Origin of the sequence: Bradyrhizobium sp. TM102 (genome assembly GCF_009176685.1) — a bacterium.
In the GTDB taxonomy this organism is placed as follows: domain Bacteria; phylum Pseudomonadota; class Alphaproteobacteria; order Rhizobiales; family Xanthobacteraceae; genus Bradyrhizobium; species Bradyrhizobium ottawaense.
On record NZ_AP021855.1, the window covers coordinates 3,406,978 to 3,430,681 of the forward strand.

General features: G+C 65.2%; 25 protein-coding genes, 1 tRNA gene and 4 pseudogenes. 23 read left to right on the forward strand and 7 right to left on the reverse strand.

Translation table 11 applies throughout. The features are described from left to right. Positions 1-9 precede the first annotated feature (9 nt). Entirely contained in the window at positions 10-600 is a 591-nt protein-coding gene (locus tag GDN70_RS16115) for a TMEM175 family protein (protein ID WP_038950499.1), read from the forward strand. A 4-nt stretch (positions 601-604) separates the two neighbouring features. On the opposite strand, the gene GDN70_RS16120 is transcribed toward GDN70_RS16115, so the two are convergent. Further along, positions 605-985, reverse strand: a complete 381-nt coding sequence (locus GDN70_RS16120) for a YciI family protein (protein WP_028141072.1) — start codon at positions 983-985, stop codon at positions 605-607. Between the two features lie 223 nt (positions 986-1,208). Between GDN70_RS16120 and GDN70_RS16125 the strand changes: the two genes are divergently transcribed. Next, positions 1,209-1,391 carry a hypothetical protein gene (locus GDN70_RS16125; RefSeq protein WP_038950498.1) on the forward strand — a complete coding sequence of 61 codons (183 nt, stop codon included), beginning with the start codon at positions 1,209-1,211 and terminating at the stop codon, positions 1,389-1,391. Positions 1,392-1,413: 22 nt separating this feature from the next. After that, positions 1,414-1,617 (forward strand): hypothetical protein, encoded by a 204-nt coding sequence (locus GDN70_RS16130; RefSeq protein WP_028141071.1) that lies wholly within the window; start codon positions 1,414-1,416, stop codon positions 1,615-1,617. A 12-nt stretch (positions 1,618-1,629) separates the two neighbouring features. Here GDN70_RS16130 and GDN70_RS16135 read toward each other — a convergent pair whose 3' ends face one another. After that, positions 1,630-2,343, reverse strand: a complete 714-nt coding sequence (locus tag GDN70_RS16135; protein ID WP_038972355.1) for an ABC transporter substrate-binding protein — start codon at positions 2,341-2,343, stop codon at positions 1,630-1,632. Positions 2,344-2,689: 346 nt separating this feature from the next. Here GDN70_RS16135 and GDN70_RS16140 point away from each other — a divergent pair, with 346 nt between their 5' ends. Next, a complete protein-coding gene (locus tag GDN70_RS16140; protein ID WP_152102772.1) occupies positions 2,690-5,095 on the forward strand; it encodes an ATP-binding protein in 2,406 nt (801 codons plus the stop codon). 329 nt (positions 5,096-5,424) lie between these two features. Continuing rightward, a tRNA-Gly gene (locus tag GDN70_RS16145) sits at positions 5,425-5,498 on the forward strand. Positions 5,499-5,707: 209 nt separating this feature from the next. Here the strand turns inward: GDN70_RS16145 and GDN70_RS16150 are convergent. Beyond that, entirely contained in the window at positions 5,708-6,646 is a 939-nt protein-coding gene (locus tag GDN70_RS16150) for a LysR family transcriptional regulator (RefSeq protein ID WP_038950496.1), read from the reverse strand. A gap of 213 nt (positions 6,647-6,859) precedes the next feature. Here GDN70_RS16150 and GDN70_RS16155 point away from each other — a divergent pair, with 213 nt between their 5' ends. From GDN70_RS16155 to GDN70_RS16195, 9 genes and pseudogenes are all read left to right on the forward strand, one after another. After that, entirely contained in the window at positions 6,860-7,942 is a 1,083-nt protein-coding gene (locus GDN70_RS16155) for an ABC transporter ATP-binding protein (RefSeq protein ID WP_038950495.1), read from the forward strand. A gap of 35 nt (positions 7,943-7,977) precedes the next feature. Continuing rightward, a complete protein-coding gene (locus GDN70_RS16160; RefSeq protein WP_028141066.1) occupies positions 7,978-8,694 on the forward strand; it encodes an HAD family hydrolase in 717 nt (238 codons plus the stop codon). A gap of 16 nt (positions 8,695-8,710) precedes the next feature. Continuing rightward, positions 8,711-10,018, forward strand: coding sequence for an FAD-binding oxidoreductase (locus GDN70_RS16165; protein WP_038950494.1), 1,308 nt, complete (start codon positions 8,711-8,713; stop codon positions 10,016-10,018). A 22-nt stretch (positions 10,019-10,040) separates the two neighbouring features. Then, positions 10,041-11,087, forward strand: coding sequence for an ABC transporter substrate-binding protein (locus GDN70_RS16170; protein ID WP_173015821.1), 1,047 nt, complete (start codon positions 10,041-10,043; stop codon positions 11,085-11,087). Between the two features lie 18 nt (positions 11,088-11,105). Continuing rightward, on the forward strand, positions 11,106-11,969 hold the full coding sequence (locus GDN70_RS16175; protein WP_173015822.1) for an ABC transporter permease: 864 nt from the start codon (positions 11,106-11,108) through the stop codon (positions 11,967-11,969). Continuing rightward, positions 11,966-12,754, forward strand: a complete 789-nt coding sequence (locus tag GDN70_RS16180) for an ABC transporter permease (protein WP_152102774.1) — start codon at positions 11,966-11,968, stop codon at positions 12,752-12,754. The genes GDN70_RS16175 and GDN70_RS16180 overlap by 4 nt, the downstream gene beginning before the upstream one ends. 100 nt (positions 12,755-12,854) lie before the next feature. Then, on the forward strand, positions 12,855-13,178 hold the full coding sequence (locus GDN70_RS16185; protein ID WP_152102775.1) for a hypothetical protein: 324 nt from the start codon (positions 12,855-12,857) through the stop codon (positions 13,176-13,178). A 136-nt stretch (positions 13,179-13,314) separates the two neighbouring features. After that, positions 13,315-13,755: a DUF2231 domain-containing protein gene (locus tag GDN70_RS16190; protein ID WP_173015947.1), complete on the forward strand. Its 441-nt coding sequence runs from the start codon at positions 13,315-13,317 to the stop codon at positions 13,753-13,755. After that, positions 13,752-14,318: pseudogene (locus GDN70_RS16195) on the forward strand (sorbosone dehydrogenase family protein); the annotation flags it as partial. The gene GDN70_RS16190 and the pseudogene GDN70_RS16195, both read left to right, overlap by 4 nt. A gap of 8 nt (positions 14,319-14,326) precedes the next feature. Here the strand turns inward: GDN70_RS16195 and GDN70_RS16200 are convergent. After that, positions 14,327-14,905, reverse strand: a pseudogene (locus GDN70_RS16200) (integrase core domain-containing protein); the annotation flags it as partial. 1 nt (position 14,906) lies between these two features. Here GDN70_RS16200 and GDN70_RS16205 point away from each other — a divergent pair. The 3 genes and pseudogenes from GDN70_RS16205 to GDN70_RS34965 form a co-directional block, all read left to right on the forward strand. Next, positions 14,907-15,089: pseudogene (locus GDN70_RS16205) on the forward strand (sorbosone dehydrogenase family protein); the annotation flags it as partial. Between the two features lie 67 nt (positions 15,090-15,156). Further along, a complete protein-coding gene (locus GDN70_RS16210) occupies positions 15,157-15,360 on the forward strand; it encodes a hypothetical protein (RefSeq protein ID WP_028141058.1) in 204 nt (67 codons plus the stop codon). 38 nt (positions 15,361-15,398) lie between these two features. Next, positions 15,399-15,569 carry a hypothetical protein gene (locus tag GDN70_RS34965; protein ID WP_162832278.1) on the forward strand — a complete coding sequence of 57 codons (171 nt, stop codon included), beginning with the start codon at positions 15,399-15,401 and terminating at the stop codon, positions 15,567-15,569. 20 nt (positions 15,570-15,589) lie between these two features. Here the strand turns inward: GDN70_RS34965 and GDN70_RS16215 are convergent, their stop codons facing one another. Together GDN70_RS16215 and GDN70_RS16220 are read right to left on the reverse strand one after the other, a co-directional pair. Continuing rightward, a complete protein-coding gene (locus tag GDN70_RS16215; protein WP_152102777.1) occupies positions 15,590-16,525 on the reverse strand; it encodes a sugar kinase in 936 nt (311 codons plus the stop codon). Next, positions 16,509-17,555, reverse strand: a complete 1,047-nt coding sequence (locus GDN70_RS16220) for an SPFH domain-containing protein (RefSeq protein ID WP_152102778.1) — start codon at positions 17,553-17,555, stop codon at positions 16,509-16,511. The genes GDN70_RS16215 and GDN70_RS16220 overlap by 17 nt, the downstream gene beginning before the upstream one ends. Positions 17,556-17,657: 102 nt before the next feature. On the opposite strand from GDN70_RS16220, the gene GDN70_RS16225 reads away from it, so the two are divergent. From GDN70_RS16225 to GDN70_RS16250, 6 genes and pseudogenes are all read left to right on the forward strand, one after another. Then, positions 17,658-18,386, forward strand: coding sequence for an NUDIX domain-containing protein (locus tag GDN70_RS16225; RefSeq protein ID WP_038972346.1), 729 nt, complete (start codon positions 17,658-17,660; stop codon positions 18,384-18,386). Between the two features lie 127 nt (positions 18,387-18,513). Then, complete coding sequence (locus GDN70_RS16230) at positions 18,514-19,719, forward strand: MFS transporter (protein WP_152102779.1); 1,206 nt, start codon at positions 18,514-18,516, stop codon at positions 19,717-19,719. Between the two features lie 179 nt (positions 19,720-19,898). Continuing rightward, positions 19,899-21,128: a CaiB/BaiF CoA-transferase family protein gene (locus tag GDN70_RS16235; RefSeq protein WP_038972344.1), complete on the forward strand. Its 1,230-nt coding sequence runs from the start codon at positions 19,899-19,901 to the stop codon at positions 21,126-21,128. 215 nt (positions 21,129-21,343) lie between these two features. Further along, positions 21,344-22,223 (forward strand): annotated as a pseudogene (locus GDN70_RS16240) (3-keto-5-aminohexanoate cleavage protein). Positions 22,224-22,327: 104 nt separating this feature from the next. After that, positions 22,328-22,543 (forward strand): hypothetical protein, encoded by a 216-nt coding sequence (locus GDN70_RS16245; RefSeq protein WP_028141051.1) that lies wholly within the window; start codon positions 22,328-22,330, stop codon positions 22,541-22,543. A gap of 94 nt (positions 22,544-22,637) precedes the next feature. Next, positions 22,638-23,030 (forward strand): RidA family protein, encoded by a 393-nt coding sequence (locus GDN70_RS16250; protein WP_028141050.1) that lies wholly within the window; start codon positions 22,638-22,640, stop codon positions 23,028-23,030. Positions 23,031-23,034: 4 nt separating this feature from the next. Here GDN70_RS16250 and GDN70_RS16255 read toward each other — a convergent pair whose 3' ends face one another. Beyond that, positions 23,035-23,697 (reverse strand): TetR/AcrR family transcriptional regulator, encoded by a 663-nt coding sequence (locus GDN70_RS16255; protein WP_028141049.1) that lies wholly within the window; start codon positions 23,695-23,697, stop codon positions 23,035-23,037. Between the last annotated feature and the right edge of the window lie 7 nt (positions 23,698-23,704).

Consider the following 23,704-nt stretch of genomic DNA (forward strand, 5'->3'; position numbering starts at 1 on the left):
GCACCCGGCATGACCGAGCTCAAATCCGACCAGTTCGAGATGCGGCGGCTGGAATCGCTCAGCAACACCATTTTCGGTGTCGCCATGACGCTTTTGGCCTACGACCTGCCCAAGGCCGCGGTGTTCACCAGCGCGCCCGACTGGAGCGATCTTGCCCATGTCTATTCCGGCAAGCTCGCCGGCTTCGCACTCAGCTTCATCATCGCCGGCGTGTTCTGGATCAGCCATCACCGGCGGCTGGCGCGCCAGCCGGTCGGCAGCCGCGGCGCCGTGATCCTCAACCTGTTCTTCCTGCTCTCGATCGTTCTGCTGCCTGTCACCAACGGCCTCTACACCAATTACGGCATGAGCAGTGCGGTGGCAGTGCTCTATGGCTTGCACCTGACCGCGATCGCCGGCCTCAATGCCTGGCTGTGGTGGACGATCCTCGGCGGCTGGCGCCAGGAGATCATGGCCTCGCTGTTTCCGCTCCTGGTGTTCATCCCGGGCACGATCGTGGCGGCGTTCGCCCCGCATATCGCGCCCTTCGTCTGGTTCATCGCCTTCGGCGGGCTCGCGATCCAGCGCTTCTACGGTGCGCGGGCCGGGCCGGGCGCGTGAGGCCTCACCCGGACGTCGCGCCGAACCCATCGGCCGGCACGTAAAGCTTGACCGGGCGGATTTCGTAGACCGCCGTCGGGTTGACCGCACGCAGTTTCCGTGCCGCCGCGATCGCCTCCTCCTCGCTGGCGCATTCCATCAGGTGGAAGCCCAGAAGCTGCTCCTTGGTCTCCGCGAACGGGCCGTCCAGCACCATGCCCGCGCCGGGGCCACGCAAGGTGCGGGCCTTTCGGGTCTCATCCAGACGGGCGGCCGGCCCGAACTGCCCGCTGGCCCGCAAGGGGGCCTGAACCTCGATGACCTTGGCCACGACCGCGGCGTCCTGCTCAGGCGTCCAGGACAGGATCTCGTCTTCCACGTGGTAGGCCAGGATGGCGTAAAGCATCGTCACCTCGTTGTTTTTCTGCACCGATCCCAGAGGACGTAGCACCGCAGGCGATGCCGACAATCCCCAAAATAAATTCAAGCATAAATTCAAGCATAAGATATTGCGTGGCCGGGCCGCGACGAAACCGTCCTGAAACCCGATTGCGGCATTGCCGTGTGAACGCCGCCGGAAGTGGTCGCGACTGATGACCACAACAACAAGATTTCTGCTGGAGGCGGCAATGTCGGGTCACATCAAGATCATCTGCGACGCACGTCGCGCCGGACAATCTCAGACGGCCGATCTGCACGACCAAAGCGGCCATCACCGCTATTACGGCAGTTCGGCCGAGAATGGCGGCGAGCGCATCGTCGAAAGCCGGCGCGGCAAGCGGCCGCGCGCGCTCGGTGTTTGCGGCTTCTGAAGCCTCGCGCCCGATGTCCCATATGGACGTCCTGCAAATATCGATCGCGGCGATGCCGTTCCTGCTCGCACTGACGAGCCGGACGGGCAAGGTCATCGTGCCGTGCCTGCTGACGAGCATCTTCACGGTGCTGCTCGGCGGGGAGCCCCACCGCGCCGTCGTGGCCTGGTGCGTCGGCATGCTGATCGCCGCCGTCGCCTTGCGCGAGAGGCTTCGCACGGGCTGAGCCGGCGGCCCGTTACGGGGCGTTCAAGACCTGCTTGACCAGGGCCTCGCGCAGCGCCGCCAATTCGCCGCTCGCCTCCATCTGGGCGATCGCCTTGCCTACCTTCGGCACGAGATCGCGATGGCGTTCGTGCAGGTAATGGTAGATGTGGATGCGCTCGAGCGGCGGCGAGAGCGGGTGGATCCTGGCCTGCAGATTGAGTTTGCGCACCGCGGCGAGCCCGCTGAAGAGGTCGGTGACCATCACGTCGAAACGATCGGCATCGAGCATCCTGACCATGTTGTCGAGGCCAGTGGTCGCCGTGACGCGGGCCATGCCGCGCGTGCCGGCCTCCGAGGAGCCGACGCCGCGGACGATGCCGATGCTGTAGTCCCTGATCGAGTCCCAGCCGGCGACGTCGAACCGGAATTTCGTCGCAAACACCGCCGGCTCGATATAGTTGATCGCCGGCGTGACCTGGACCAGCGTCGGATAGTCGCGCGAGAGCGTTCCGATGCGCTGGATCTCGCCGTCGACCGCGCCGGCGCTCGACAGCGCGAGCGCGCGCTTGCCGGGCACGTCCTCGAACTCCAGCCTGATGTTGAGCCTGGCGTAAACGGCCCGCAACATCTCGCCGCCGACATATTGATCGGGGATGTCGGCGATGCGCGCGAGCCGGATGACCTCCTGTGCCGGCGATGGACCGCTTGCAAGCAGTGACAGGCAGGCGACGATAATCCGCCACATGACGCGCCTCCTCGTTGCCCGAAGCTACCGCTGGATTCCGATGTCCGCCCGATCTACCGGAGACGGCGCCTGCGCGTGGCCATAGAGATCACTGCCCGCCCGAGGTGCAGGCGACGTCCGGACTTTCACCGATGTCATTCTACCACGCGAAGTGGTAGTTTGCGCGACAATCCTGCTAGCGGACGCAAGTTATGACCCCGCCGACCTCAAGCCGCCCAGGGGTTGACAGGAAATCGGCCGACGGGATCGCCGCGCGCATCGCGGGAAGGGGAAGTCTCGACGAGCGAAATGCTCGAGGCTGCGACCGCTCGGCCGCAGCGTGCCGCCGTTTCCGGGGATGTGGTGCATGGCCAAGGCTGGTGACGAGGACTCCAATCGCGGCCGCGCCGTTGCACCGGCGGCTGCGAAGCAGGATTTGATCGGCACCGCGCTCGCGCCTTCGATGTTCGCCGCGCTGCTGTCCCGGCTCTTCAACTGGTCGCGCAGCGGCGTCGGGCCGCGCCTGCTCGCCGCCGTGCTGCTGTTCTCTTCGGTCGTGACGCTGACGTTGACTGCGCTCCAGCTCTATCTCGATTACGATCGCGAGGTCGGCCTCATCGAGACCAGGCTCGACGAGATCGGCCGCAGCACCACCGGCAGCCTGGGCGAGAGCCTTTGGAATCTCGACCAGAACCAGCTCAAGCTCCAGCTCGACGGCATCCTCCGGCTGCCCGACATCCGCGCCGCCGAGGTGCGCGAGATTGCCGATCGTCCCAATCCGATCCGCCTCGCCATCGGCGAGCCGAGCACCCGCTCGGTCGTGACGCGCGACTATCCGCTGAACACCAATGTGCAGGGGACCGCACGCGAGATCGGCGTGCTCCATGTCGAGGCGACGCTGACCGACGTCTACCAGCATCTGCTGAACCGCGCGCTGGTGATCCTGGCAAGCCAGGCGGCCAAGACGTTCCTCGTCTCGCTGTTCATCATCTACATGTTCCATCTGCTGGTGACGCGGCATCTGGTCGCCATCGCAGACTTCGTCAGCAAATACAGCCTGGCGCGGCCGCCGCCGCCTTTGCGCCTGGAGCGCCGGCCGCCCTACGATGCCGACGAGCTGGACAAGGTCATCGACGCCTTCAACGCCATGTGCGCGAACCTCCAGCGGGCCTATGGCGAGCTGCGCGAGGCCAATGCAAATCTCGAGCGCGACCTCAAGGTCCGCCGGCGCGCCGAAGAGGACGCGCGTGCGAGTGAAGAGCGTTTCCGCGACTATGCCGAGACCGCGTCCGACTGGTTCTGGGAGACCGGACCGGACCATCGGTTCACCTACATTTCCGACCGGGCCGGTGCCTTCAGCATGGACAACAAGGCGCTGATCGGCAAGCGCCGCACCGATGCCGCGTCCGGCTGCGACGCCGAGCCCGAGAAATGGCGCGCGCACATGGCGATGCTGGACCGCCATGAGCCGTTCCGGAAGTTCGAATATCGCGGCCGCGACACCACGGGGCGGATGCATCATTTCAGCGTCAACGGCCAGCCGGTCTTCGCCGCCGACGGAAGCTTCATGGGTTATCGCGGCTCCGCGACCGACCTCACCGAGCAGCACGAGACCGAGGAGCGGCTGCGCCAATCCCAGAAGATGGATGCGATCGGCCAGCTCACCGGCGGCGTCGCGCACGACTTCAACAACGTGCTCACGGTCATCACCGGCACCATCGAGATCATCCAGGAGGGGCTTGCGGACAAGCCCGAATTCGCCGCGATCGCGCAGCTGATCGACGATGCGGCCGCGCGCGGCGCGGAGATCACCTCGCAGCTCCTGACCTTCGCGCGCCGCCAGCCGCTGGAGCCGCGCGAGATCGACGTCAACGCCCTCGTGATCGAGACCGCTAAACTGCTGAGGCCGATCCTCGGCGCCCATATCGAGATCGTGACCCGGCTCGCCGACGATGCGTGGTCCGCGATGGCCGATCCATCGCAGCTCTCCTCCGCGATCGTCAACCTCGCCGTCAACGCGCGCGACGCGATGCCGGGCGGGGGCAAGCTCACGATCGAGACCGCGAACCGCGAGCTCGACGACACCGACGCTGCGGGCGACGGCGATGCCATGCGCGGCGCCTTCGTGATGGTCGCGGTCGCCGACACCGGCCACGGCATCCCCGCCGACATCCGTGAGCACGTGTTCGAGCCGTTCTTCACCACCAAGGGCGTCGGCCGCGGCACCGGCCTCGGGCTCAGCATGGTCTACGGCTTTGCCAAGCAGACCGGCGGCACCGTCGCGGTCGAGAGCGAGGAGGGGCGCGGCACGGTGATGCGGCTGTTCCTGCCGCGGTCGAAGGGCGAGGCGCCGGCCAGGACCGCGCCGGTCCAGGCGCTCGACACGGCACGCGGGCACGAAACGATCCTCGTGGTCGAGGACGATCCGCTGGTGCAGGGCTATGTCATCGCCCGGCTCGGCAGCCTCGGCTATCGCACGCTGGTGGCCGGCGACGGCGCCTCCGCACTGGCGCTGGTCGACCAGGGCGCCAAATTCGATCTGCTGTTCACGGACATCATCATGCCCGGCGGCATGAACGGGCGGGAATTGGCCGACGCGATCCGGCTCCGGCGGCCGGGAGCAAGGGTGCTCTATACCTCCGGCTACACCGACGATGCCATCGTCCACGGAGGACATCTCGATCCCGGCGTGGCGCTGCTCAGGAAGCCCTACCGGAAGTCGGAGCTGTCGCAGAAGATTCGCGAGGTGCTTGCGGGCGAGCCGCCGGCCTGAGCAGCGCCGGCGGACGAAAAAGGCGCGGCGGGGAAGCCCCGTCGCGCCCGATTTCTTGCTCGCTGGTCCAGGGCTGAGAGCGCCCCGATGCCAAGCCTCTATTGAAAGCTTAGCGGGCGATCCCAGCGAGGTGACAGCGCTTGGTAAGAGACACTGGATCACCTCCTTTCGTTGGTTTCGGAAGATTTCAATATAGGCGGCATTGCCGCCGCTGTTAAGAGGCGGCGGGTCGGAAGGAACCGGGCGCGATTCGCAAGGCTCAGGACGGCCGGAAAGCGACCTCCTGAACAGTTGAGACCGCCGCCCGGCCGTGTTAGGGAGCCCGTAACGCGGGTGTAGCTCAATGGTAGAGCAGCAGCCTTCCAAGCTGAATACGAGGGTTCGATTCCCTTCACCCGCTCCAACGCCCAAGCCCTCCGCTTGAAATGAGGGCTCATTGTGGATCGCAGAAAAGTTGAAGCCTGCTTGCTGACGTCGATCGCCAGATGGCCGGAGCTTTGCGATAGGAGCTGACGGTTGCCTGCTTGTTCGTACCTTTGGACAGCGACCTGAGCCAGCCGGCTCATTCGCTCGGGCGAGCCGACGGTCAGGAAGGCAAATCCACCTGAAAGCTCAGTAGCACGCAGGCATCAAGCCAAGTCGTGGATATTGCCGATCGATTGCAGCCAGCTCGATCCGCATTTGCGCGATGATCCAATCCCGGATCTCGGCGGCAATGGGCCGCATGGGCCGGTTGCGTGGCGGCAGGAACTCGCAGAGACGGCGCGTGGTGGTGAGTGTATCGGAGGCCGGCACCAGCGCGCCTGTCAGGAGCCAATGCGAGGCGACCGTCAGCCAGCCGAGCGCGATGCCTTGGCCGAGCAGGGCGGCCTGCATCACGACGGCATAATCGGTGAAGCTGAGCCCCTTGGCCGCACCGCGACGACCGGTGAGCAGTGATGCGTAATCCGCGGCCCAGTCGCCCGGCGTCTCGGCGAGGCGGATGATGGTGTTGCCCTCGGTGGGATCGGTCGCGCCGAGATAGGTCGGGCTGCACATCGGCAGCATCGCTTCCTTCATCACCAGCGTGCCGCCGGACGACGGCTCGTCGCGATCGCGGAAGCGCATGCCGAGATCGACGTTCTCCACCGGCCCGCGTAATGCGCCGGAGATCAGCTGGAAGCGCAGATCGACCTGGGGAAACTGCTTCTGGAGTTTGTCGATGCGCGGCATCAGCCAGTGCGTGGTAAAGGCAGAGGAGACCGACAGCGTCACGGTCTCGGTGCCCTTGCGGCGCCGCTCGATCTCGACGAGGCCGCTCTCGATGCTGCGAAAGCCTTCGAGCACGCGGCGATAGAGCTGCTCGCCTTCCTCGGTGAGCACCGCGCGGCCCGCCTTGCGGTCGAACAGGCGAACGCCGAGATGCTCCTCGAATTGTCCGAGCATCCGGCTTACCGCCGGCTGCGTGACGTTGAGTTCGGCGGCAGCCGCCGTGAAGCTGCCATTGCGCGCTGCTGCGTCAAAGACGAACAGGGCGTTACTTGAGGGCAGCATCCTGCGCAGCTCGGGCATAACGTCATGTTATGGGCGCAGTGAGAATTTGGCAATTGCCGAGTTTTGCCAAGTCTGGTGTCATTCGTATCACAGCCTAAAGGCAGGGTGTTCGGGAGACAGTTTTGGTGCGGCGCACGCTGTACCCGCGATTGCTCCGGGATGCTGTCTATAAAGCAGGCTTATGGCGCGCAGTAAGGCACGTCATGACAGGGAACGAGGCGAGGGCGATCGTTGGACAGACGAGCGGAAAGCGTCGAGATCCGGTCCGCGAGCAAGGCGTACGGCGCCGTTCGCGCTCTCGACGACGTCTCCCTCAATGTCGGCGCCGGCGAGTTCGTCTCGCTTCTCGGTCCCTCCGGTTCCGGCAAAACCACGCTGCTTGGCATCTTGGGCGGCTTCATCCTGCCTACGACTGGCACCATCCTGTTCGGCGGTCGCGACGTCACTTACATGCCGCCGCACAAGCGCGACATCGGCGTCGTCTTCCAGAACTATGCGCTGTTCCCGCACATGAGCGTCGGCGAGAATGTCGCCTTTCCCTTGCGTGCACGTCGCTTGCCGAAGGCAAGCTGGCCCGACAAGGTGCGCGCGGCGCTCGCGATGGTCGGCCTCGCCGGCTACGATGAGCGCGGCATCGCGCAGCTCTCCGGCGGCCAACGCCAGCGCGTCGCGCTCGCCCGCGCCATGATCTTCGAGCCGCGGCTGATCCTGATGGACGAGCCGCTCTCCGCGCTCGACAAGCAGCTGCGCGAATCCATGCAGATCGAACTGCGCGCGCTGCACCGGCGAATCGGCGCCACCATCATCTACGTCACCCACGACCAGCGCGAGGCGCTGACCATGAGCGACCGTGTCGCGGTAATGAAGGACGGCAGGCTGGTCCAGATCGACGAGCCCGCGCGGCTGCACGACCATCCCGCCGATTCCTTCGTCGCGAGCTTCATCGGTGAAGCCACGATGCTGTCGGTGCGCCGTGTCGATGCCACCAGCGTCGCGCTCGGCAACGCGCTGCTGCGTAGCGCCCGCGCCATCCCCGACGGCGATGCGCTGATGCTGGCCGTGCACAGCGAAAAGCTGCTGATCGACGATGGCGCACAGGATGCCGCCTGCAACCGGCTCACCGGCACGGTCACCGATATCGTCTATCAGGGCGAGAGCCTGCGCATCTTCCTGGCGCTCGCTGACGGCATCGCGCTCAGCTTGCGCCAGCCGAGCTATCATCAGGCCTACAGCCGCATCCCGCCGCTCGGCGGCAGCCTCACCGTCACCCTTCATCCCCAGGACACCATCGTCGTGCCGAAGATGAAGGACTGAACTCAAGCCTTGTCCAACCGAAAGAAGAAACCGATATGTCGACCCAAGCCGCGTTCAGCAATTTCAAGGTCCTCACCTTCGACGTCGTCGGCACCTTGATCGATTTCGAGGCCGGCGTGCTCGCAGCGGTGCGCAAGATCTCGGGCAAGACGCCGGCCGAGCTCAGCGACGAGCAGATATTCGAGCCCTACAAGCGCGGCCGCGACAAGCACTACGAGCGCTCCAGCGAGGCGATGTTCCACGTCTACCGCCATCTAGCCAAGGAGGTCGGACTGCCGTCCGACGACGCGTCGTGCGACACCTTCCAGCTCTCGGTGCTACGCTGGGGGCCGTTCGCGGATTCGGCCGAGGCGCTTAAGCGCCTGCGCACGAAATTCCGCCTGGTCGCAATGACCAATGCCGACCGTGTCGCGCTGTCCGCCTACGCGCACGCGCTCGGCGATCCCTTCGACGACACCGTCTGTGCCGACGACACCGGCGTGGCAAAGCCCAATCCGGAATTCTTCGCCTACAACAGGGGGCGTCAGTCGGCGTTCGGCTACAAGCAGTCCGACATTCTGCACGTCGCCCAGAGCCAGTACCACGACATCGGGATCGCGCGGAAACTCGGCTACAAGGTGTGCTGGATCGAGCGCCGCCAGGGCGTCGCTGGTTTCGGCGGCACGCCGGCGGTGGAGACGCTGACCAAGCCGGACTTCCATTTCCCGACCTTGAAGGCACTGGCCGACGCCGCCATCGGGCCGGCGGCGTAAATCCGTGAGCGCCGGCATGACACGCGACTGGAGCGCATTGCCATCGGTCAACTCGCTGTGGGAAGCCACCGCGGAGCCGGCACGCGACTTTCCCGTGCTGTCGGACGAACACCAGGCGGATGTGGTGATCATCGGCGCGGGCTACACCGGCCTGTCCGCCGCGCACCACATCGCCAAGGACAGCGCATCGCCAATCGTGCTCGAAGCCAACCGCCCCGGTTGGGGCGCCAGCGGACGCAACGGAGGCGTGATCACCGCAAAGTTTCGTCTGTCGTTCCGCGAGATCGATGCCGCGCATGGCCGCGCCATGGCGAAGCGCATGTACGAGATCGCGCATGAATCGACCGACATGGTCGAGGAGCTGGTGTCCGAATTCGGCATCACCAGTGCGAACCTGACGCGCACCGGACAGGTCAAGGCCGCGCATAACCAGACGACGCTGAAGGCCGCGATCGACGAGGCCAATTGGATGACGCGTGAGATGGGTTCTGCCGAGGTCCGCATCCTCAACAAGCGCGAAGTGCGCGAAGAGACCGGCTCCGACATCTTTGTCGGCGGCGTGCTCAATCCCGGCTCTGGCGGCATCCATCCGCTGAATTATCTGCGGGGCCTCGCCGACGGCGTGGCGCGCCGTGGTGTTCCGATCTTCCAGGAATCCCCGGTCGTCAAGCTGCGGCGCGAGAAGAACGGTATTGTCGCCGAGACGCCGCAAGGCGCCGTGCGTGCCAAACAGGCGATCATCGCCACCAACAGCTATTCCGATCTGACTGGCGCCACCGCACATATGCAGCGCACGTTGATCCCGTTCCGCAGCGCCATGGTTGCGACCGAACAGCTGCCGCGCAATCTCGCTGGAAAGCTGATGCCGACGGGGCGGACCTACACCGAGACCAAGCGCATGATGCGCTGGTTCCGCATGGTCGATAACCGCGTGATCTTCGGCGGCCGCGGCGCCTTCGGCAAGCAGGACTCGCAAGCCGCCTTCGACGCGCTGCGCAAGGCGATGGTCGGAATCTTTCCGGATTTGGCCGAGGTCCCGCTCGCATACAAATGGTCTGGCCTCGTCGCGATGACGCTGGACTCGGTGCCCCATATCGGCCGGATCGACGACCGCACGCTGGTCTCGCTGGGCTACAATGGCGCGGGCGTTGCGATGTCGAGCCTGATGGGCCGCTATCTCGCAGCCCTCGTGCGCGGCGAGAGCCCCGATGTCGGGCTGCTCGATGTCAGGGGCATGAGGCCCATTCCGTTCTATCCGCTGCGCGAGCCCGCGGTGCGCATGGTCGCCGGCTGGTATCAGTTTCTCGATGCGATCGGTCAGTGAGATTCTTTTGGAGGAGGCGAGGATGACGATGAAGCAGAAGTTTGGACTGGGCTGCGCGCTGCTCGGCGCAATCGGATTTGCCGGTGCGGCCGATGCCGCCGACCAAATCACCTTCGTCTCGCAAGGCGGCGCCTACCAGCAGGCGCAGACGGTGGCGATCCTGGATCCCACCGCCAAGAAGCTCGGCATCACCATCTACCAGGACTCGATTCCCGACGCCTGGCCCGCGATCAAAACCCAGGTCGGCAGCGGCAGGCCGATCTGGGATGTCGTCGACACGCCCACCGGCAACTGCCTGCGTGGCGGCGAGCAGGGGCTGATCGAGAAGCTCGACTTCTCGAAGATTCCCAACGGCGCGGCGATGCCGGAAGCCTATCGCAGTCCCTATTCGATCTCCTACGAGTTCTATTCCAGCGTGCTGTCCTACAGCCAGAAGACGTTCCCGAAGGACGCGCCGAACAGCTGGGCAGATTTCTGGGACGTGAAGAAATTCCCCGGCCGCCGCGCCCTGCGCAACCACCCGTTCGCCACGCTTGAGGCCGCATTGATGGCTGACGGTGTCGCGCCGGACAAGCTCTATCCGCTCGACGTCGATCGCGCCTTCAAGAAGCTCGAGGAGATCAAGCCGCACATCACGGTGTGGTGGACTTCGGGTGCGCAGTCGGCGCAACTGCTCAACGACGGCGAGGTCGACATGGAGATGGCCTGGAACGGCCGAGTCAGCGCGGTCGCCAAGGAAGGCGCCAAGGTTGCCTTCACCTACAATCAGGGCGTCCTTCAGAGCACCTCGCTCTGCATTCTCAAGGGCGCGCCGAATCTCGACACCGCGTTGAAATTCCTCAACGAGGCCGTCGATCCCGTGCACCAGGCCAATCTGCCGCTCCACATCGACTACGGCCCCGGCAATCCGAAGGCGTTTGAAACCAACGTGATCAAGTCCGAACGTGCCGCGCAATTGCCGAGCGAGCCGGCGAACGCGGCCAAGCAGGCGCTGATGTCCTACGCCTGGTGGTCTTCGCCGGCCGGCGAAGCCGCCGAGAAGCGCTGGGCATCGTTCATGCAGAAGTGAGACGAGGCAGCGTTGACGATGACAGTGTCCGATCCTTCGCAAAAGCATCAGCGCCGTGAGCACGGGCTGATGCTGGCGCTGGTGTCGCCGGCGCTGCTCGTGATTTTGCTCTTGATCGTGCTGCCGGTCGGCTGGCTGGCCTGGCAGTCGATCTACCATGACGGCTTCACGCTGGAGAACTACCGGCGAGTCTTCACCGAAGACATCTACTGGCGAAGTTTCGCGCTGACCTTCGAGATCAGCCTCGCGGTCACATTGATCGCTCTGCTGCTCGGCTATCCCTTGGCCTATCTCGCCAATTCGGTGCCGAAGGCCTGGAGCATCCTGATCCTGTCGCTGGTCGTGCTGCCGTTCTGGACCAGCGTGCTGGTCCGCGCCTATGCCTGGCTGGCGCTGCTCCAGCGTACCGGTGTGATCAACCAATTCCTGCGCTATTTCGATGTGATCTCCGAGCCACTCGCGCTGGTCCACAACAGTTTTGGTACGGTGGTGGCGACCGTGCACATCCTGCTGCCGTTCATGGTGCTGCCGCTCTATGCCACGATGCAGAAGATCCCCGGCGATCTCATGCAAGCCGGCGCCAGTCTCGGCGCGAGCCCGTCGCTGACATTCTTTCGCGTGTTCCTGCCGCTGTCGCTGCCTGGCGTGCTCGCCGGCTGCACCATGGTGTTCGTGCTCTGCCTCGGCTTCTATATCACGCCGGAACTGCTAGGCGGCGGCCGCACCGTGATGGTATCGATGCTCGTGAGTCGCAATGTCGAGCTCTACAACCAGTTCGGTGCGGCCAGCGCCGTCGCCGTCGTGCTGCTCATGAGTGTGCTCGCGATCTTCTTCGTCGTCAGCCGCTTCATCTCGCTCGACCGCGTGCTGGGGCAGAAATGATGCGCATCTCGCCCGCACGGATTGCCCTCTACGCGATCAGCGCGCTGGTGCTGGTCTATCTGATCCTGCCCGTTCTCATCATCGCGCCGATCTCGTTCTCCAGCGCGCGCTTCCTGACCTTCCCGCCGCCGTCGTTCTCGACGCGCTGGTATCAGCAATATTTCACAAACCCGGCCTGGATGCAGGCAACGCGCGTGACGCTGACAGTTGCGCTCTTCACCGTCGTGATCGCAACGCCGTGTGGGGTGGCTGCCGCCTATGCCATCAGCCAGTCCAAGCTGCGCATCATGCGCGTCGTTCATATGGCGCTGCTGCTGCCGCTGGTGGTGCCGATTATCATCACCGCGGTCGGCATCTTCTTCGTCTACGCCAAGGTCGGCCTGGTCGCGACCATGCCCGGCCTCGTGCTCGCCAACGTCATGCTGGGCTTGCCTTATGTCGTCATATCGGTGCTGGCGGGCCTGCAGAGCTTCGATCCGGCGCAGGAGATGGTTGCGCGAAGTCTCGGCATGAACCGGCTGCGCAGCTTCTTCGCGGTGACCCTGCCGCAGATCAAGTCGAGCGTGGTCGCCGGCGGCATTTTTGCCTTCATCTCGGCAATGGACGAGACCATCGTCGCGCTGTTCATCTCCGGCGGCCAGTACCAGCCGCTGACCAAGCGCATGTTCACCGCGCTTCGAGACGAGATCGACCCGACGATTGGAGCGATATCGACGCTGATGACTGCGGCCTCGTTCCTCCTCGTATTGCTCGCAACCACGCGACAGAAGAGGAATGTGGGATAAATCCTGCGCTGACGGCCCGGCCGCACCGGGCCTGATCCAGGTCAATGTCGCGCGCTCCGGATGGTCTATTCGTTGGTCGCAACTTCGGGACAACCATGACATGACCGACAAGCCGATCGATTGGACGCCGGACCTCTCCCTGCCGACCTCCAAATCCACCGTCCAGCACTTCATCGCCAAGGCCGGCGGCGATCGCCTGGAGATTGACACCACGCCCTGGGGCGAGGCCGACCTCACGGTCAACGGTCAGTCGCTTGCTCACATCGAAGCGGCACCGAGCGCCGGGGAGGCGTTTCGGGCGCTCGAGACGATCGCGGAAGATTTCGAAGCCGGCAAGGACGCGCGTCTTGATCAGGCGATCGAGGATGACGAGGTCCGCGAAAGGCTGGGTCTGACGCGTATCCAGGGCGGCCGCGGTCGGTGATATCGCCGCCGCGATGAGCGCGATCTGCGCGGGTCAAAGCGGAGCAAGGCGGATCCCCTAGGAACCATCACATCCCGCACGAGTTGGCCGGTCGGGCTGGAGGAAAGTCACACGAGGCCAAACCGTGCAAGACGACATGCGCGTGCGCACCACCGCGCAGATCGCGGGTCATCCCATTCATCCGATGCTGGTGCCGATCCCGATCGCGTGCTTCGTCGGGGCGCTGTTGACCGACATCGCCTATGTCGCCAGCGCCGAGATCATGTGGGCGAATTTTTCCGCCTGGCTTCTGCTCGTTGGCGTCGTCTTCGGCGTGCTGGCGGCGATCGCGGGCCTCACTGATTTCCTCGGCAACCGCCTGGTGCGTGTGCAGACGCCGGCCTGGCCGCATCTGATCGGCAATGCCGTGGCGCTGATCCTGGCCATCGTCAACGCGCTGATCCACACCCGCGATGCCTTGACCTCGGTGTGGCCGACGGGGCTCGTTCTGTCCGTGATCACCGTGCTGATCCTGCCCGTCACCGGCTGGCTCGGCTGGGCCATGGTCTATCGCCACGGCGTGGGAGTTGCGCGATGATATCGAAGCTCGCCCGCGCTCTGGCGTGCGCGTCGCTGCCGTTGCTGGCTGCTTGCGATGACGGCAGCGGCGACCCCAAGGCGCAGATCGGCGCCAACCCTGAGCTTCCCGACATCCAGCAATATCTGCTGCCGCCCGTCCACATCGCGCGCATCGTCGGCTGGAAGAAGGACGAGACGCCGACTGTGGCGCAAGGCCTGCAGGTCAAGGCTTTCGCGACCGGTCTGCAGCATCCGCGTTTCCTCTACGTGCTGCCCAATGGTGACGTGCTGGTGGCGGAATCCAAGGCGCCAAAGGGGGGCGCGATCAAGCGGCCCAAGGAGATCGTCATGGGCTATATCGAGTCCTGGGCGACCTCGGGCGGCAACGACACCGGGCCGGGTAATCGCATCACGCTGCTGCGTGACAGCAATGGCGACGGCGTGCCGGATACGCAAAGCGTCTTCCTCGACCATCTCAACTCGCCCTTCGGCATCGCGCTGGTGGGCAACGATCTCTACGTCGCCAACGCCGATGCGATCGTCAGATATCCCTACACCGAAGGCGACACCAGGATCACCGCGCCGGGTGTTTAGTCCGGGGACATGGCTGACACCTGTTCGGACACATCACTGACAGGTTGGCCATTGGTCAAGTCGATCGATGCGACCTGCCAACTGGCGAAGAAGATTCCGTAGTGGCCGTCACGATCCAGCGGCCGGATGGCGAGACTTTCGCGCGCGAAGGCCTGGGGAACCTTCCAGAAGCGTCCTTTGAAGGAGATGTAGGGTCTCGTCGATGAGACCCTACGGACGATCTCGCCGCTGTCGTATTCAACGTTCGGAACGCGGGTCGGCATGGCGCGGGCGCTGGGCCGGAAGCGATCGGCGGGGACGCGCATATCGAGGCCTTGGTGGGGACGCTCCAGATTGTAGACCGGTCGCCAGGCATCGAAGGCGCGCTGGACTTCCGGGAGGGTGCGGAAGCGCCGCATGGCAAAAACCTCGGCCTTCAGGGTGCGATGGAAGCGTTCGTTCTTGCCGCGGGCCTGCGGGTGACAGGGCCTGGCGTGCACAACCCTGACACCGAGCTTGAGCAGCCACACCTTCAACCCGGTCCAACGAACGCCTGACGTATCGCCCCAGGGTGAGCCGTTGTCGGTGTAGAAGGCTTACGGTAAGCCGAGCGGACCGGCGCAGGACGTCGTGACGGGCTTCCTCAACAGCGACAACCAGGCGCGCGGCCGGCCGGTGGGCGTCGCCATCGACAAGACCGGGGCGTTGCTGGTCGCAGACGACAGCGGCAACACGGTGTGGCGCGTCACCGCCGCGCATCCGCAGCTGACGCAACGATAGTCCCGCCGGCGCGTTATCGGACAGACGGTGAAAGCCAAATTCTGAAACTCAAGCCAGGAGTTGGACAATGGGCCTTGCTCAATATGCCATCGTGCCGGTGCGGAACGAATGGGGCGTGTTGCACGACGGTGACGTCAAGAACACCTACGCCACCAAGGAGGCTGCATTCGAATCGGCGGTCGCCGCCGCATCCCTCGCGCTTCGTGAGGGACATGAAGTCCAGGTCAGCGTGCCCGGCCGCGAAGCCGGAGACAACGCGCTCGGCGTCTAGAGCCGAACCACGAAGCAGCATTTGAGAAGGAGGCCGCGATGACCAAGCCGCGTGAGCCGAACGGCGTCGAGCCATCCCGTTCCGAGGACGACATCCAGCGCGAACAGCTTGGTCCCCGCGGCGTGCCCGGTGCGCCTGATCCGGCCAAGATGACGCCGCAGCGCGAGAAGAAGACGCCGAAGCATATCGATCCCGGCCACACGGCGTGACGCGGCTTGGCGCAGCATGATCAGACGATCAGCCGCCCGCGCCGCGCGGCAATCCCGATCGTGACCTCGGCACCGGCGTTGAAGTCGAGGCGGTCGGCTTCAATGCCGTCGCTGAAGATGACGCCGTTCTCCGCCATCAGCGAGCGGATGCGCAATTGGTCCGCTGACGCGAGCCGGCCGCAGACGAGATGGGTCTGCGAATGGCGGCTGGGGAAGGGCTCGCGCACCGCAAAACGCAGCTCGGCTGCGTCCCAGGGCAGGGCGTCGTAACTGCTCAGCGGCGGAGGCTGCCCAAAGCTGCCGGCAATGGCCAGCGAGCCGGTCACGATGCTCTTGAACCAGGCGGTCGATCCGAGCCCGGTCGAGACGATCAGTCCGCTCGAAGATTGCCGTTCCGTCGCCCCGCCGGCCGCAATCTCGTAGATCGCGGAGACATGCGTGCGGGCGCCGATGAAGAGGTCGTTGACGGCGTGGAGCACCTGGCCGTCGTTGAGCCGTGCTTCCGCCATCGTCACGGCCTGGCTGCTGCGCTTCTCAGTGGCGACCTCCGGCAGGAGCTTGGCGAGGTCGTGCGGCGCAAAGGGCAGCAGGATGCCGTCGTGGCGCGCGGGATCCGGATTGAGCCCGATCAGCGGATGGTCGTTCAGATATTTCATCGTGTTGGCGACGACGCCGTCCTGGCCGAGCGCGGCCACGATGTCATCAGGCCCGAAGAGGAAGTTCGGCAGGAAGCCGCGGTCGATGACCTGATAGCGCCCCCATTGCTCCAGCACTTGCAGCGTCGTGTGACGCTGCGCACGATAGACCTCGTGCTCGCGCTCATAGTCGGAGAAGTCGGCGCCGAGATGTTCGACGTAGAAGCGGGCCTGCGCCGCCGTCAGGTGGCGCGCGATCAGGTCCTCTAACCTGGTCTTGCGCGTCACCAGCACCACCTTGCGGTCATTGGCGGCGGGCATTGGCGGCCTCCGTCGGCTTCGGCTTCTCCATCAACTGGCTGAGCAGGTCCGGCGAGACGTTGAGCTGGCCGATCCTCTCGGCCTTCTCGGCAATGCCGGAGAAGGCTTGCGCGATCAGCTGACCCGGCTGCATGCCGGCGGCGGCAAGCGCCTGGATCACGCGGGTGTCGACGCCCTCGAAGATCTTCATCAGCGCGCCGACGCGGTAGGCCTCGGCGTCGGCCAGGGTCCTGGTATTCTCGGCATTGAGGCCGACGAAATCCTTGCGCTTGCCTTCCAGCACGATGTCCGCGGCCATGCCGGCCTCGCGCAGCTCATTGCGCTTTGCGGCAACGCTCGTCTCGGCATCCATCTGGGTCTCGCGAATTGACCGCTTCTTCTGCTCGACCGCGATCTCGGTGTCGAGTTCGCTCTCGCGAATGGCACGCTCCTGCTCGACGGCGAAGTTGCGCCGGGCGAAGATGGCTTCGTCCGCGTTCTTCAGGATCGCTTCGCGCGCTTGCGCCTCCAGCGCCTTTGCGGTGTCCGGCGTCGGCTTGATGCCGCGGATCGACACGCCGAGGATTTCGAGGCCGAGAGCGGCGATGTCCGCGCGCGCCCTCAAGCCGCCCGCGATGATGTCGGCGATGCGGTCGGACGCCTGCAACGCGTCCCTCAGCGTCAGTTCCTTCACCGCTTGCTGGGCGAGGACCTCGACCGTGCCGAGGATGCGTTCCGGCAGCTTTTCCGGATCGTCGCTCGCATAGGTCTTGCCGTCAGCCTTCAGGGTGAAGTCGAGCATTGATGCCGCCTTCTTCGGGTCGCTGACGCGATAAGTCACCTGACCCTGCACGGTCAGCGTCTGAAAGTCGCGCGCGGTCTGCTCGAAGATGAACGAGGCGTCGCGGCTGCCGATCGGCACCGCGACCAGCATGGTCACCGGCGCGTAATACAGCGCGGAAAGACCAGCACCCTCGGCGACGATCGCGCCGGCGCGATACTTCATCAGATAGGTGGTGGGCTGGGCCTTGATGAACCTGACGCCGAACATGTCCGTCTCCGATGGTCGTTATAAGTGTGCCTGAGCAACTAAGTAAGTTGGACTGTACAACTAACTATGCTACTGTCAAGTCCGAACAGGGGGAGGCTGCCGATGGCGGGCGAAGGTCGGGCTGAAGGGTCTGGTAAATCGGGGCAATTGGACTTCCCACGACCCCTGACCACGGTCGATGTCGTGATCTTTACGATCCTCGACGACAGCCTTCAGGTGCTGCTGATGCAGCGCCCGGCCGGCGAGGGCGAGCCGTTTCCGCACAGCTTGGCGCTGCCGGGCGGCTTCGTGGACGTCACGAAGGACCGCGACCTCGCGGCTTGCGCCGCCCGCAAGCTGAGGGAGAAGACCGGGGTCACCAGCCCTTATCTGGAGCAACTCGGAAGCTGGGGAAGCGCGACGCGCGATCCGCGGGGCTGGTCGGCGACGCACGCCTATTTCGCGCTGATCCCGGCGGACGCAAGCGTGCTGGCGAACGATGCGCGGTGGTTTCCGATTCGAGGCGGAAGGCTCAAGGACAAGCTCGCCTTCGATCACGGCGACATCCTGGCGACCGCGATCCAGCGCCTGCGCAACAAGGTGGAGTACACCTCGCTGCCGGCCTATCTGATGCCGGCGGAATTCACGCTGCCGGATCTGCAGCGGGTCTATGAGATCGTGCTCGACCGCCCGCTCGAGAAAAGCGCGTTCCGGACCCGGATCCTGTCGGCCGACATGATCGAGCCGGTCGCGAAGATGCGGCGCGGTCCCAACCGTCCGGCGCAACTCTACCGCCTGAAGAAGGGCAGCGAGCCCGTGTATTTCATGCGGACGTTCAATCCGCCGGAATGAGGTCGTGCGCCGCTCTGCGGCTGGCGCCGCGGTGCCATTCGGAACCGGCATGCCCGTGAACTGAGTCTCCAGCTAAGACTGGCTGTGTCGGCGCGATCTGCGCCCGGCGGGCAGGTGAACGTTTGGAATGCGCTTCTTGAAATCTGACAGCAGGCTGATCGGCGTCCTGCTGGTGCTCGCCATCACGCAGCTGGTCGGATGGGGCACGATCGGGCTTCCTGCCATCGTCGGGCGCGATCTCGCCGCCGATCTCGGCATGAGCCTGCCGGCGGTGTTCGCCGGGACATCCGTTCTCTACGTCTCGATGGGGCTGTGCGCGCCGTGGCTCGCCAGATCGTTTGCGCGGCATGGCGCGCGGACGGTCATGATGGTCGGCACGGTCGTCACCGCGCCGGGCTTCGTGCTGCTGTCCCTCGCGCGCGAGCCGATGCTCTATTTCGCCGCCTGGATCGTCCTCGGTATCGCCGGCAGCGCCACGCTGTCGACCGGCGCCTATATCATGCTGAACGAGGTCGCGGGGCGGCAGGCCAAGAACGCGATCGGGGCCTTGATGCTGGTGACGGGCCTGTCCAGCAGCATCTTCTGGCCGACGACCTCGTTCCTCAGCGGGCACCTCGGCTGGCGGGGGACGTGCCTGGTTTACGCGGCCATGCTGACCCTCGTGTCGCTTCCGCTCTATGCATTCGTGGCGCCGCGTCGGAGACTTGCGAAGGACGATGGCGGCACGCTGGCCAGGTCTGCCGATGTGCCCGCGATTCCGAGGAGCACGTTCGGCCTCGTCGTCGCCGCGATCACGCTCAACGCCTTCGTCAATTTCGGCATCAGCGCCATCATGATCGAGCTGTTGCGGGCGGAGGGGCTCACGCCCGCGCAGGCCCTCGCGTTCGGCTCGATGCTGGGCGTGATCCAGGTCAGCGCCCGCGGGCTCGATCTCCTCGGCGGCGGGCGGTGGGACGGGATCACGACCGGGCTCGTCGCGGGCACGGCACTGCCCGTCGCGATGCTGCTGCTGATGCTGAGCGAGGGCGCGACCTGGGCGGTGGCGGTCTTCATCCTGCTCTATGGCGCCGGCAGCGGCGCCATGGCGGTGGCGCGGGCGACCATCCCGCTCGTGTTCTACGACCAGGCCGAGTTCGCCAAGGCGATGTCGATGATCGCGCTGCCGCTCAATCTGGCGTCCGCGATCTCGCCGCCGCTTCTGGTCGGCCTGCTCACCCAATTCGGCAGCCGCGGCGCGCTTGGGCTCACGCTGGTGTTCTCCTGCGCGACGGTGCTGATCCTGGTCCTGCTCGGCCGGCGGCGGCCGCGGGTTGCGGCGGCAGCCGTGACCTGAGCCGATCAGGCAATATTCGCGGCGTGGAAAGTTGCGGACAGGAATTCGCTTGCTGCCGGAGCCGGGGATAGCCGTATGCCGCCAGTGCAGTGCTCAAGGCGCCAAAATAGTGTATCCGCTGGGGAGCGCGGCCGCTCAGAGCCGCCGCGCCAAGATCCAGTTCCCCGGAGGAAATCGACATGTCGGCCTTGCCGCTCTCAGGCATCAAGATCCTTGACCTCACGCGCGTGCTTGCCGGACCCTTGTCGGCCCAGATGCTGGGCGATTTGGGCGCGGAGGTGATCAAGATCGAGCGGCCGGGCACCGGCGACGACGCGCGCGCCTTCGGCCCGCCTTACCTGACCGATCCGGAAGGCAAGGCCAACAACAACAATTCCTTCTATCTCTGCGCCAACCGCAACAAGAAGTCGGTCACCGTCAACATCGCCAAGCCCGAGGGGCAGGCGATCATCCGCGAGCTCGCCAAGGACGTCGACGTCTTCATGGAGAATTACAAGGTCGGCGATCTCAAGCGCTACGGCCTCGACTACGAGACGATCAAGGCGATCAACCCCGGCATCATCTATTGTTCGGTGACCGGCTTCGGTCAGACTGGACCGTATGCGCCGCGCGCCGGCTATGACGCGATCCTGCAGGCGATGGGCGGCCTGATGAGCGTCACCGGTCATATCGACGGCGAGCCCGGCGAGGGCCCGATGAAGGTCGGCCCGTCGATCGTCGACTACATGACCGGCATGAACACCTCGATCGGGATTCTCTCGGCGCTCTATCATCGCGACGTCAACGGCGGCGAGGGGCAGCATATCGACGTCTGCCTGTTCGACACCGTCATCGCCTCGCTGTCGCACTGGCTGCAGATCTACCTCGTGAACGGCAAGACGCCGCCGCGCCGCGGCACCTGGGGCAATGGCGGCATGCCGGCCGGCGTGTTCCGCTGCACCGACGGCGAGCTGATGCTGGTGGTCGGCAATGACGGCCAGTTCCAGCGCACCTGCGCCGTGCTCGGCGCGCCGGAGCTGGCGACCGATCCGCGCTTCCTCAAGAACAACGACCGCGTCGTGCACGGCAAGGAGATCATGGCGATCTTCGCCGGCCTGTTCCTGAAGCAGCCGGTGGCCTACTGGCTGGACAAGCTGGAGGAGGCCGGCGTGCCCTCGGGCCCGATCAACAATTTCGAGCAGGTGTTTTCCGATCCGCACGTCCAGTCGCGCGGCATGCGGGTGAAGACCGAGCACAAGTTCGAGCCCGAGCTCTCGCTGATCCGCAACGCGCTGACCCTGTCGGGCACCCCCATCACCGAATATCGCGCGCCGCCGCTGTTAGGGGAGCACACGCAGGAGGTGCTCGGCGGCAAGCTCGGCTATGACGCCGGCAAGATCGAGACGCTGAAGCAGCAGGGGATCATCTAGGCTTGTCTTCGCCACTCCCCGCGTGCGGGGAGAGGCCGGATTCGAGCGGAGATCGAATCCGGGTGAGGGGGACTCTCCACGAGTCCAACTCGCACCGTCCTTGCGGAGAGTCCCCCTCACCCCAACCCTCTCCCCGCAAGCGGGGCGAGGGGGCGCAGCTACTCTGCGGCAACGCGTTCAGTTAAACTCATTGAGTTGCGAAGCGGAGGAATTCCATGACATCAGGCAAAACCATCATCACCTGCGCCATCACGGGCAACCTCACAAAACCCGAGCAATCGCCGTATCTGCCAATCACCCCCGAGCAGATCGCGACCTCCGCGCTGGAAGCCGCCGAGGCCGGTTGCCGCCATCGTCCACATCCATGTGCGCGATCCCGCGACGGGGCGGCCCTCGATGGAGATCGATCTCTACCGCGACGTGGTGGCGCGCATCCGCGCCCGCAACACCTCGCTCGTCATCAACCTGACGACCGGCCCCGGCGGCCGCTTCGTGCCCTCGGTCGAAGACCCCCGCGTCGCCGGCCCCGGCACCACGCTGCTTGTCCCTGAGAAGCGCGTCGAGCATATCGAGCTGCTCAAGCCCGACATCTGCACGCTCGACCTCAACACCATGAATTCCGGCGGCGAGGTCGTGATCAACACGCCGCGCAATGTCCGCATCATGGCCGAGCGGATGAAGGCCGCCGGCGTGCTGCCGGAGATCGAGCTGTTCGATAGCGGCGACTGCCATCTGGCGCGCGACCTGTTCGCCGACGGCACGCTGAAGGGACCCGGCCTGTTCTCGCTCGTGCTCGGGGTGAAATACGGCTTCTCGGCGACGCCCGAGACCATGTTCTACGCCCGCAGCCTGCTGCCGCCGGGCGCGATCTGGTCCGGCTTCGGCATCGGCCGCGCCGAATTCCCGATGGTGGCGCAGGCCTATCTGCTCGGCGGCCATGTCCGGGTCGGCATGGAGGACAATCTCTATATGTCCAAGGGCGTGCTGGCGAAGACCAATGCCGAGCTGGTCGCCCATGCCGCGGGCATCCTCAAAAGCCTGGGCGCGAGCGTTGCGACAGCCGCGGACGCGCGCGCGATGCTGGGGCTTGCCTGAGGCTTGCCCGCCATCCCCAGATAATCCCGGTCCGTAGTCGCACAGGCTTCCGCTTTGCGCCCGACTCTGATTCGATCTCTCCAGTAATGTCGGGAGGGAAATGGATGTCCTACACGATCGGGTTCCAGGCCAAGGACCAGAAGGCAATTCTGGCGACCGAGGCGGCCACCGCCAATCAGGCCGTCGCCATCATTGCCGCACTGCGGCAGAGTGCCGAGGAGATCAAGTTCATCCGCTCGCCGCAGGAAGGCGAGATGGGCATCGAGATGCTGCTGCTGCTCGCCAAGGAAGAGGCCGAGGAGATGCCGCAGCGGGCCTGAGCCGCAACAACCACTCTTCGACGAAAAGCGAAGCATGCCGGCTGCAGGATAATGTAGTCAGGCGTCGGTTTCGCTCGAACCGAAGGTGGCTGCCATGAAACGCGAAGCGCTCCGCGTCGAACCGATCTCGACCTTTCTTGACCGCCGCAACGCACCGGTCTCGCCGGTGACGCGCGCCGGCAACATGATCTTTGTTGCCGGCCTGCCGCCGTTCGACCCGGAGACGGGCGAGATCGCGCAAATGCCGATCGAGCGGCAGAGCGAGATCGTCATGGAGCAGATGAAGCTGTGCCTCCAGACGGCCGGCGCCTCGCTCGACAACGTCATGAAGTGCAACGTCTACTGCACCTCGACGAAACATTTCGCCGCGTTCAACGCCATCTATGCGCGCTATTTCCCGATCGATCCGCCGGCGCGGATCTTCGTCTGCACGCCGGAATGGTTCGGTCCCTTCGACGTCGAGATCGACTGCATCGCGATGGCGTGATGGACTACCGCGCCGCCACCCTCGACGGCGCCTTTGCCTCGCTCCGTCCCGCCGTCAGCGCCATCGTCGCCACGCTGACCACGCGCGCGATCACGTCCTCGACGTCGTCGAGGTCGCATTTGCCTTCCGACAGTTTCGTCAGCCGCTCGCTTTCGCGGATGGTGTGGTGCGCCATCGCGAGCGCGAAGTTGAGGCCCCAGTAGATATCGACGTCGCTGCGGTCGGGCAGGGCGCGGCGCATCGCGCCGGCGAATTTGCGCAAATGGTCGATCTCGCGGTTCTTGATGCGGCGGATCGGCGGCACGGATTCGATCGAGGCGCGGATCATGAAGCGCGCCGCGGTGGAGCGCTGGTTCTCAGGGCCGAGGCAGCCGCGCAGCGTCGGTCCGACCAGCGCATGCAAGATCACCTCGATCGGCGCGCGGCCGCCGCCTTCTTCCTCTGCCGCCTTCAGTTCGCGCAGGCGCTCGCGGTTGGTGGCGATCGAGCGGGTGACGAACAATTCCGCGATCAGCTCGTCCTTCGAGCCGAAATGATAGTTCACCGCGGCGAGGTTGACGCCCGCCTCCGCGACGATGTCGCGCAGCGTCACGTCGCCAAAGCCGCGATCGGCATAGAGCCGTTCGGCGGCGGCGAGAATGGCAGATCTCGTATGATCGCTGGCCATGACCTTC

Excerpts from the sequence above, each read along its gene's own strand:
- GDN70_RS16115 (WP_038950499.1), top strand. The coding sequence starts at position 10 with ATGACCGAGCTCAAATCCGACCAGTTCGAGATGCGGCGGCTGGAATCG.
- GDN70_RS16120 (WP_028141072.1), bottom strand. The coding sequence starts at position 985 with ATGCTTTACGCCATCCTGGCCTACCACGTGGAAGACGAGATCCTGTCC.
- GDN70_RS16125 (WP_038950498.1), top strand. The coding sequence starts at position 1,209 with ATGTCGGGTCACATCAAGATCATCTGCGACGCACGTCGCGCCGGACAA.
- GDN70_RS16130 (WP_028141071.1), top strand. The coding sequence starts at position 1,414 with ATGGACGTCCTGCAAATATCGATCGCGGCGATGCCGTTCCTGCTCGCA.
- GDN70_RS16135 (WP_038972355.1), bottom strand. The coding sequence starts at position 2,343 with ATGTGGCGGATTATCGTCGCCTGCCTGTCACTGCTTGCAAGCGGTCCA.
- GDN70_RS16140 (WP_152102772.1), top strand. The coding sequence starts at position 2,690 with ATGGCCAAGGCTGGTGACGAGGACTCCAATCGCGGCCGCGCCGTTGCA.
- GDN70_RS16150 (WP_038950496.1), bottom strand. The coding sequence starts at position 6,646 with ATGCCCGAGCTGCGCAGGATGCTGCCCTCAAGTAACGCCCTGTTCGTC.
- GDN70_RS16160 (WP_028141066.1), top strand. The coding sequence starts at position 7,978 with ATGTCGACCCAAGCCGCGTTCAGCAATTTCAAGGTCCTCACCTTCGAC.
- GDN70_RS16165 (WP_038950494.1), top strand. The coding sequence starts at position 8,711 with ATGACACGCGACTGGAGCGCATTGCCATCGGTCAACTCGCTGTGGGAA.
- GDN70_RS16170 (WP_173015821.1), top strand. The coding sequence starts at position 10,041 with ATGACGATGAAGCAGAAGTTTGGACTGGGCTGCGCGCTGCTCGGCGCA.
- GDN70_RS16175 (WP_173015822.1), top strand. The coding sequence starts at position 11,106 with ATGACAGTGTCCGATCCTTCGCAAAAGCATCAGCGCCGTGAGCACGGG.
- GDN70_RS16180 (WP_152102774.1), top strand. The coding sequence starts at position 11,966 with ATGATGCGCATCTCGCCCGCACGGATTGCCCTCTACGCGATCAGCGCG.
- GDN70_RS16185 (WP_152102775.1), top strand. The coding sequence starts at position 12,855 with ATGACCGACAAGCCGATCGATTGGACGCCGGACCTCTCCCTGCCGACC.
- GDN70_RS16190 (WP_173015947.1), top strand. The coding sequence starts at position 13,315 with ATGCGCGTGCGCACCACCGCGCAGATCGCGGGTCATCCCATTCATCCG.
- GDN70_RS16210 (WP_028141058.1), top strand. The coding sequence starts at position 15,157 with ATGGGCCTTGCTCAATATGCCATCGTGCCGGTGCGGAACGAATGGGGC.
- GDN70_RS34965 (WP_162832278.1), top strand. The coding sequence starts at position 15,399 with ATGACCAAGCCGCGTGAGCCGAACGGCGTCGAGCCATCCCGTTCCGAG.
- GDN70_RS16215 (WP_152102777.1), bottom strand. The coding sequence starts at position 16,525 with ATGCCCGCCGCCAATGACCGCAAGGTGGTGCTGGTGACGCGCAAGACC.
- GDN70_RS16220 (WP_152102778.1), bottom strand. The coding sequence starts at position 17,555 with ATGTTCGGCGTCAGGTTCATCAAGGCCCAGCCCACCACCTATCTGATG.
- GDN70_RS16225 (WP_038972346.1), top strand. The coding sequence starts at position 17,658 with ATGGCGGGCGAAGGTCGGGCTGAAGGGTCTGGTAAATCGGGGCAATTG.
- GDN70_RS16230 (WP_152102779.1), top strand. The coding sequence starts at position 18,514 with ATGCGCTTCTTGAAATCTGACAGCAGGCTGATCGGCGTCCTGCTGGTG.
- GDN70_RS16235 (WP_038972344.1), top strand. The coding sequence starts at position 19,899 with ATGTCGGCCTTGCCGCTCTCAGGCATCAAGATCCTTGACCTCACGCGC.
- GDN70_RS16245 (WP_028141051.1), top strand. The coding sequence starts at position 22,328 with ATGTCCTACACGATCGGGTTCCAGGCCAAGGACCAGAAGGCAATTCTG.
- GDN70_RS16250 (WP_028141050.1), top strand. The coding sequence starts at position 22,638 with ATGAAACGCGAAGCGCTCCGCGTCGAACCGATCTCGACCTTTCTTGAC.
- GDN70_RS16255 (WP_028141049.1), bottom strand. The coding sequence starts at position 23,697 with ATGGCCAGCGATCATACGAGATCTGCCATTCTCGCCGCCGCCGAACGG.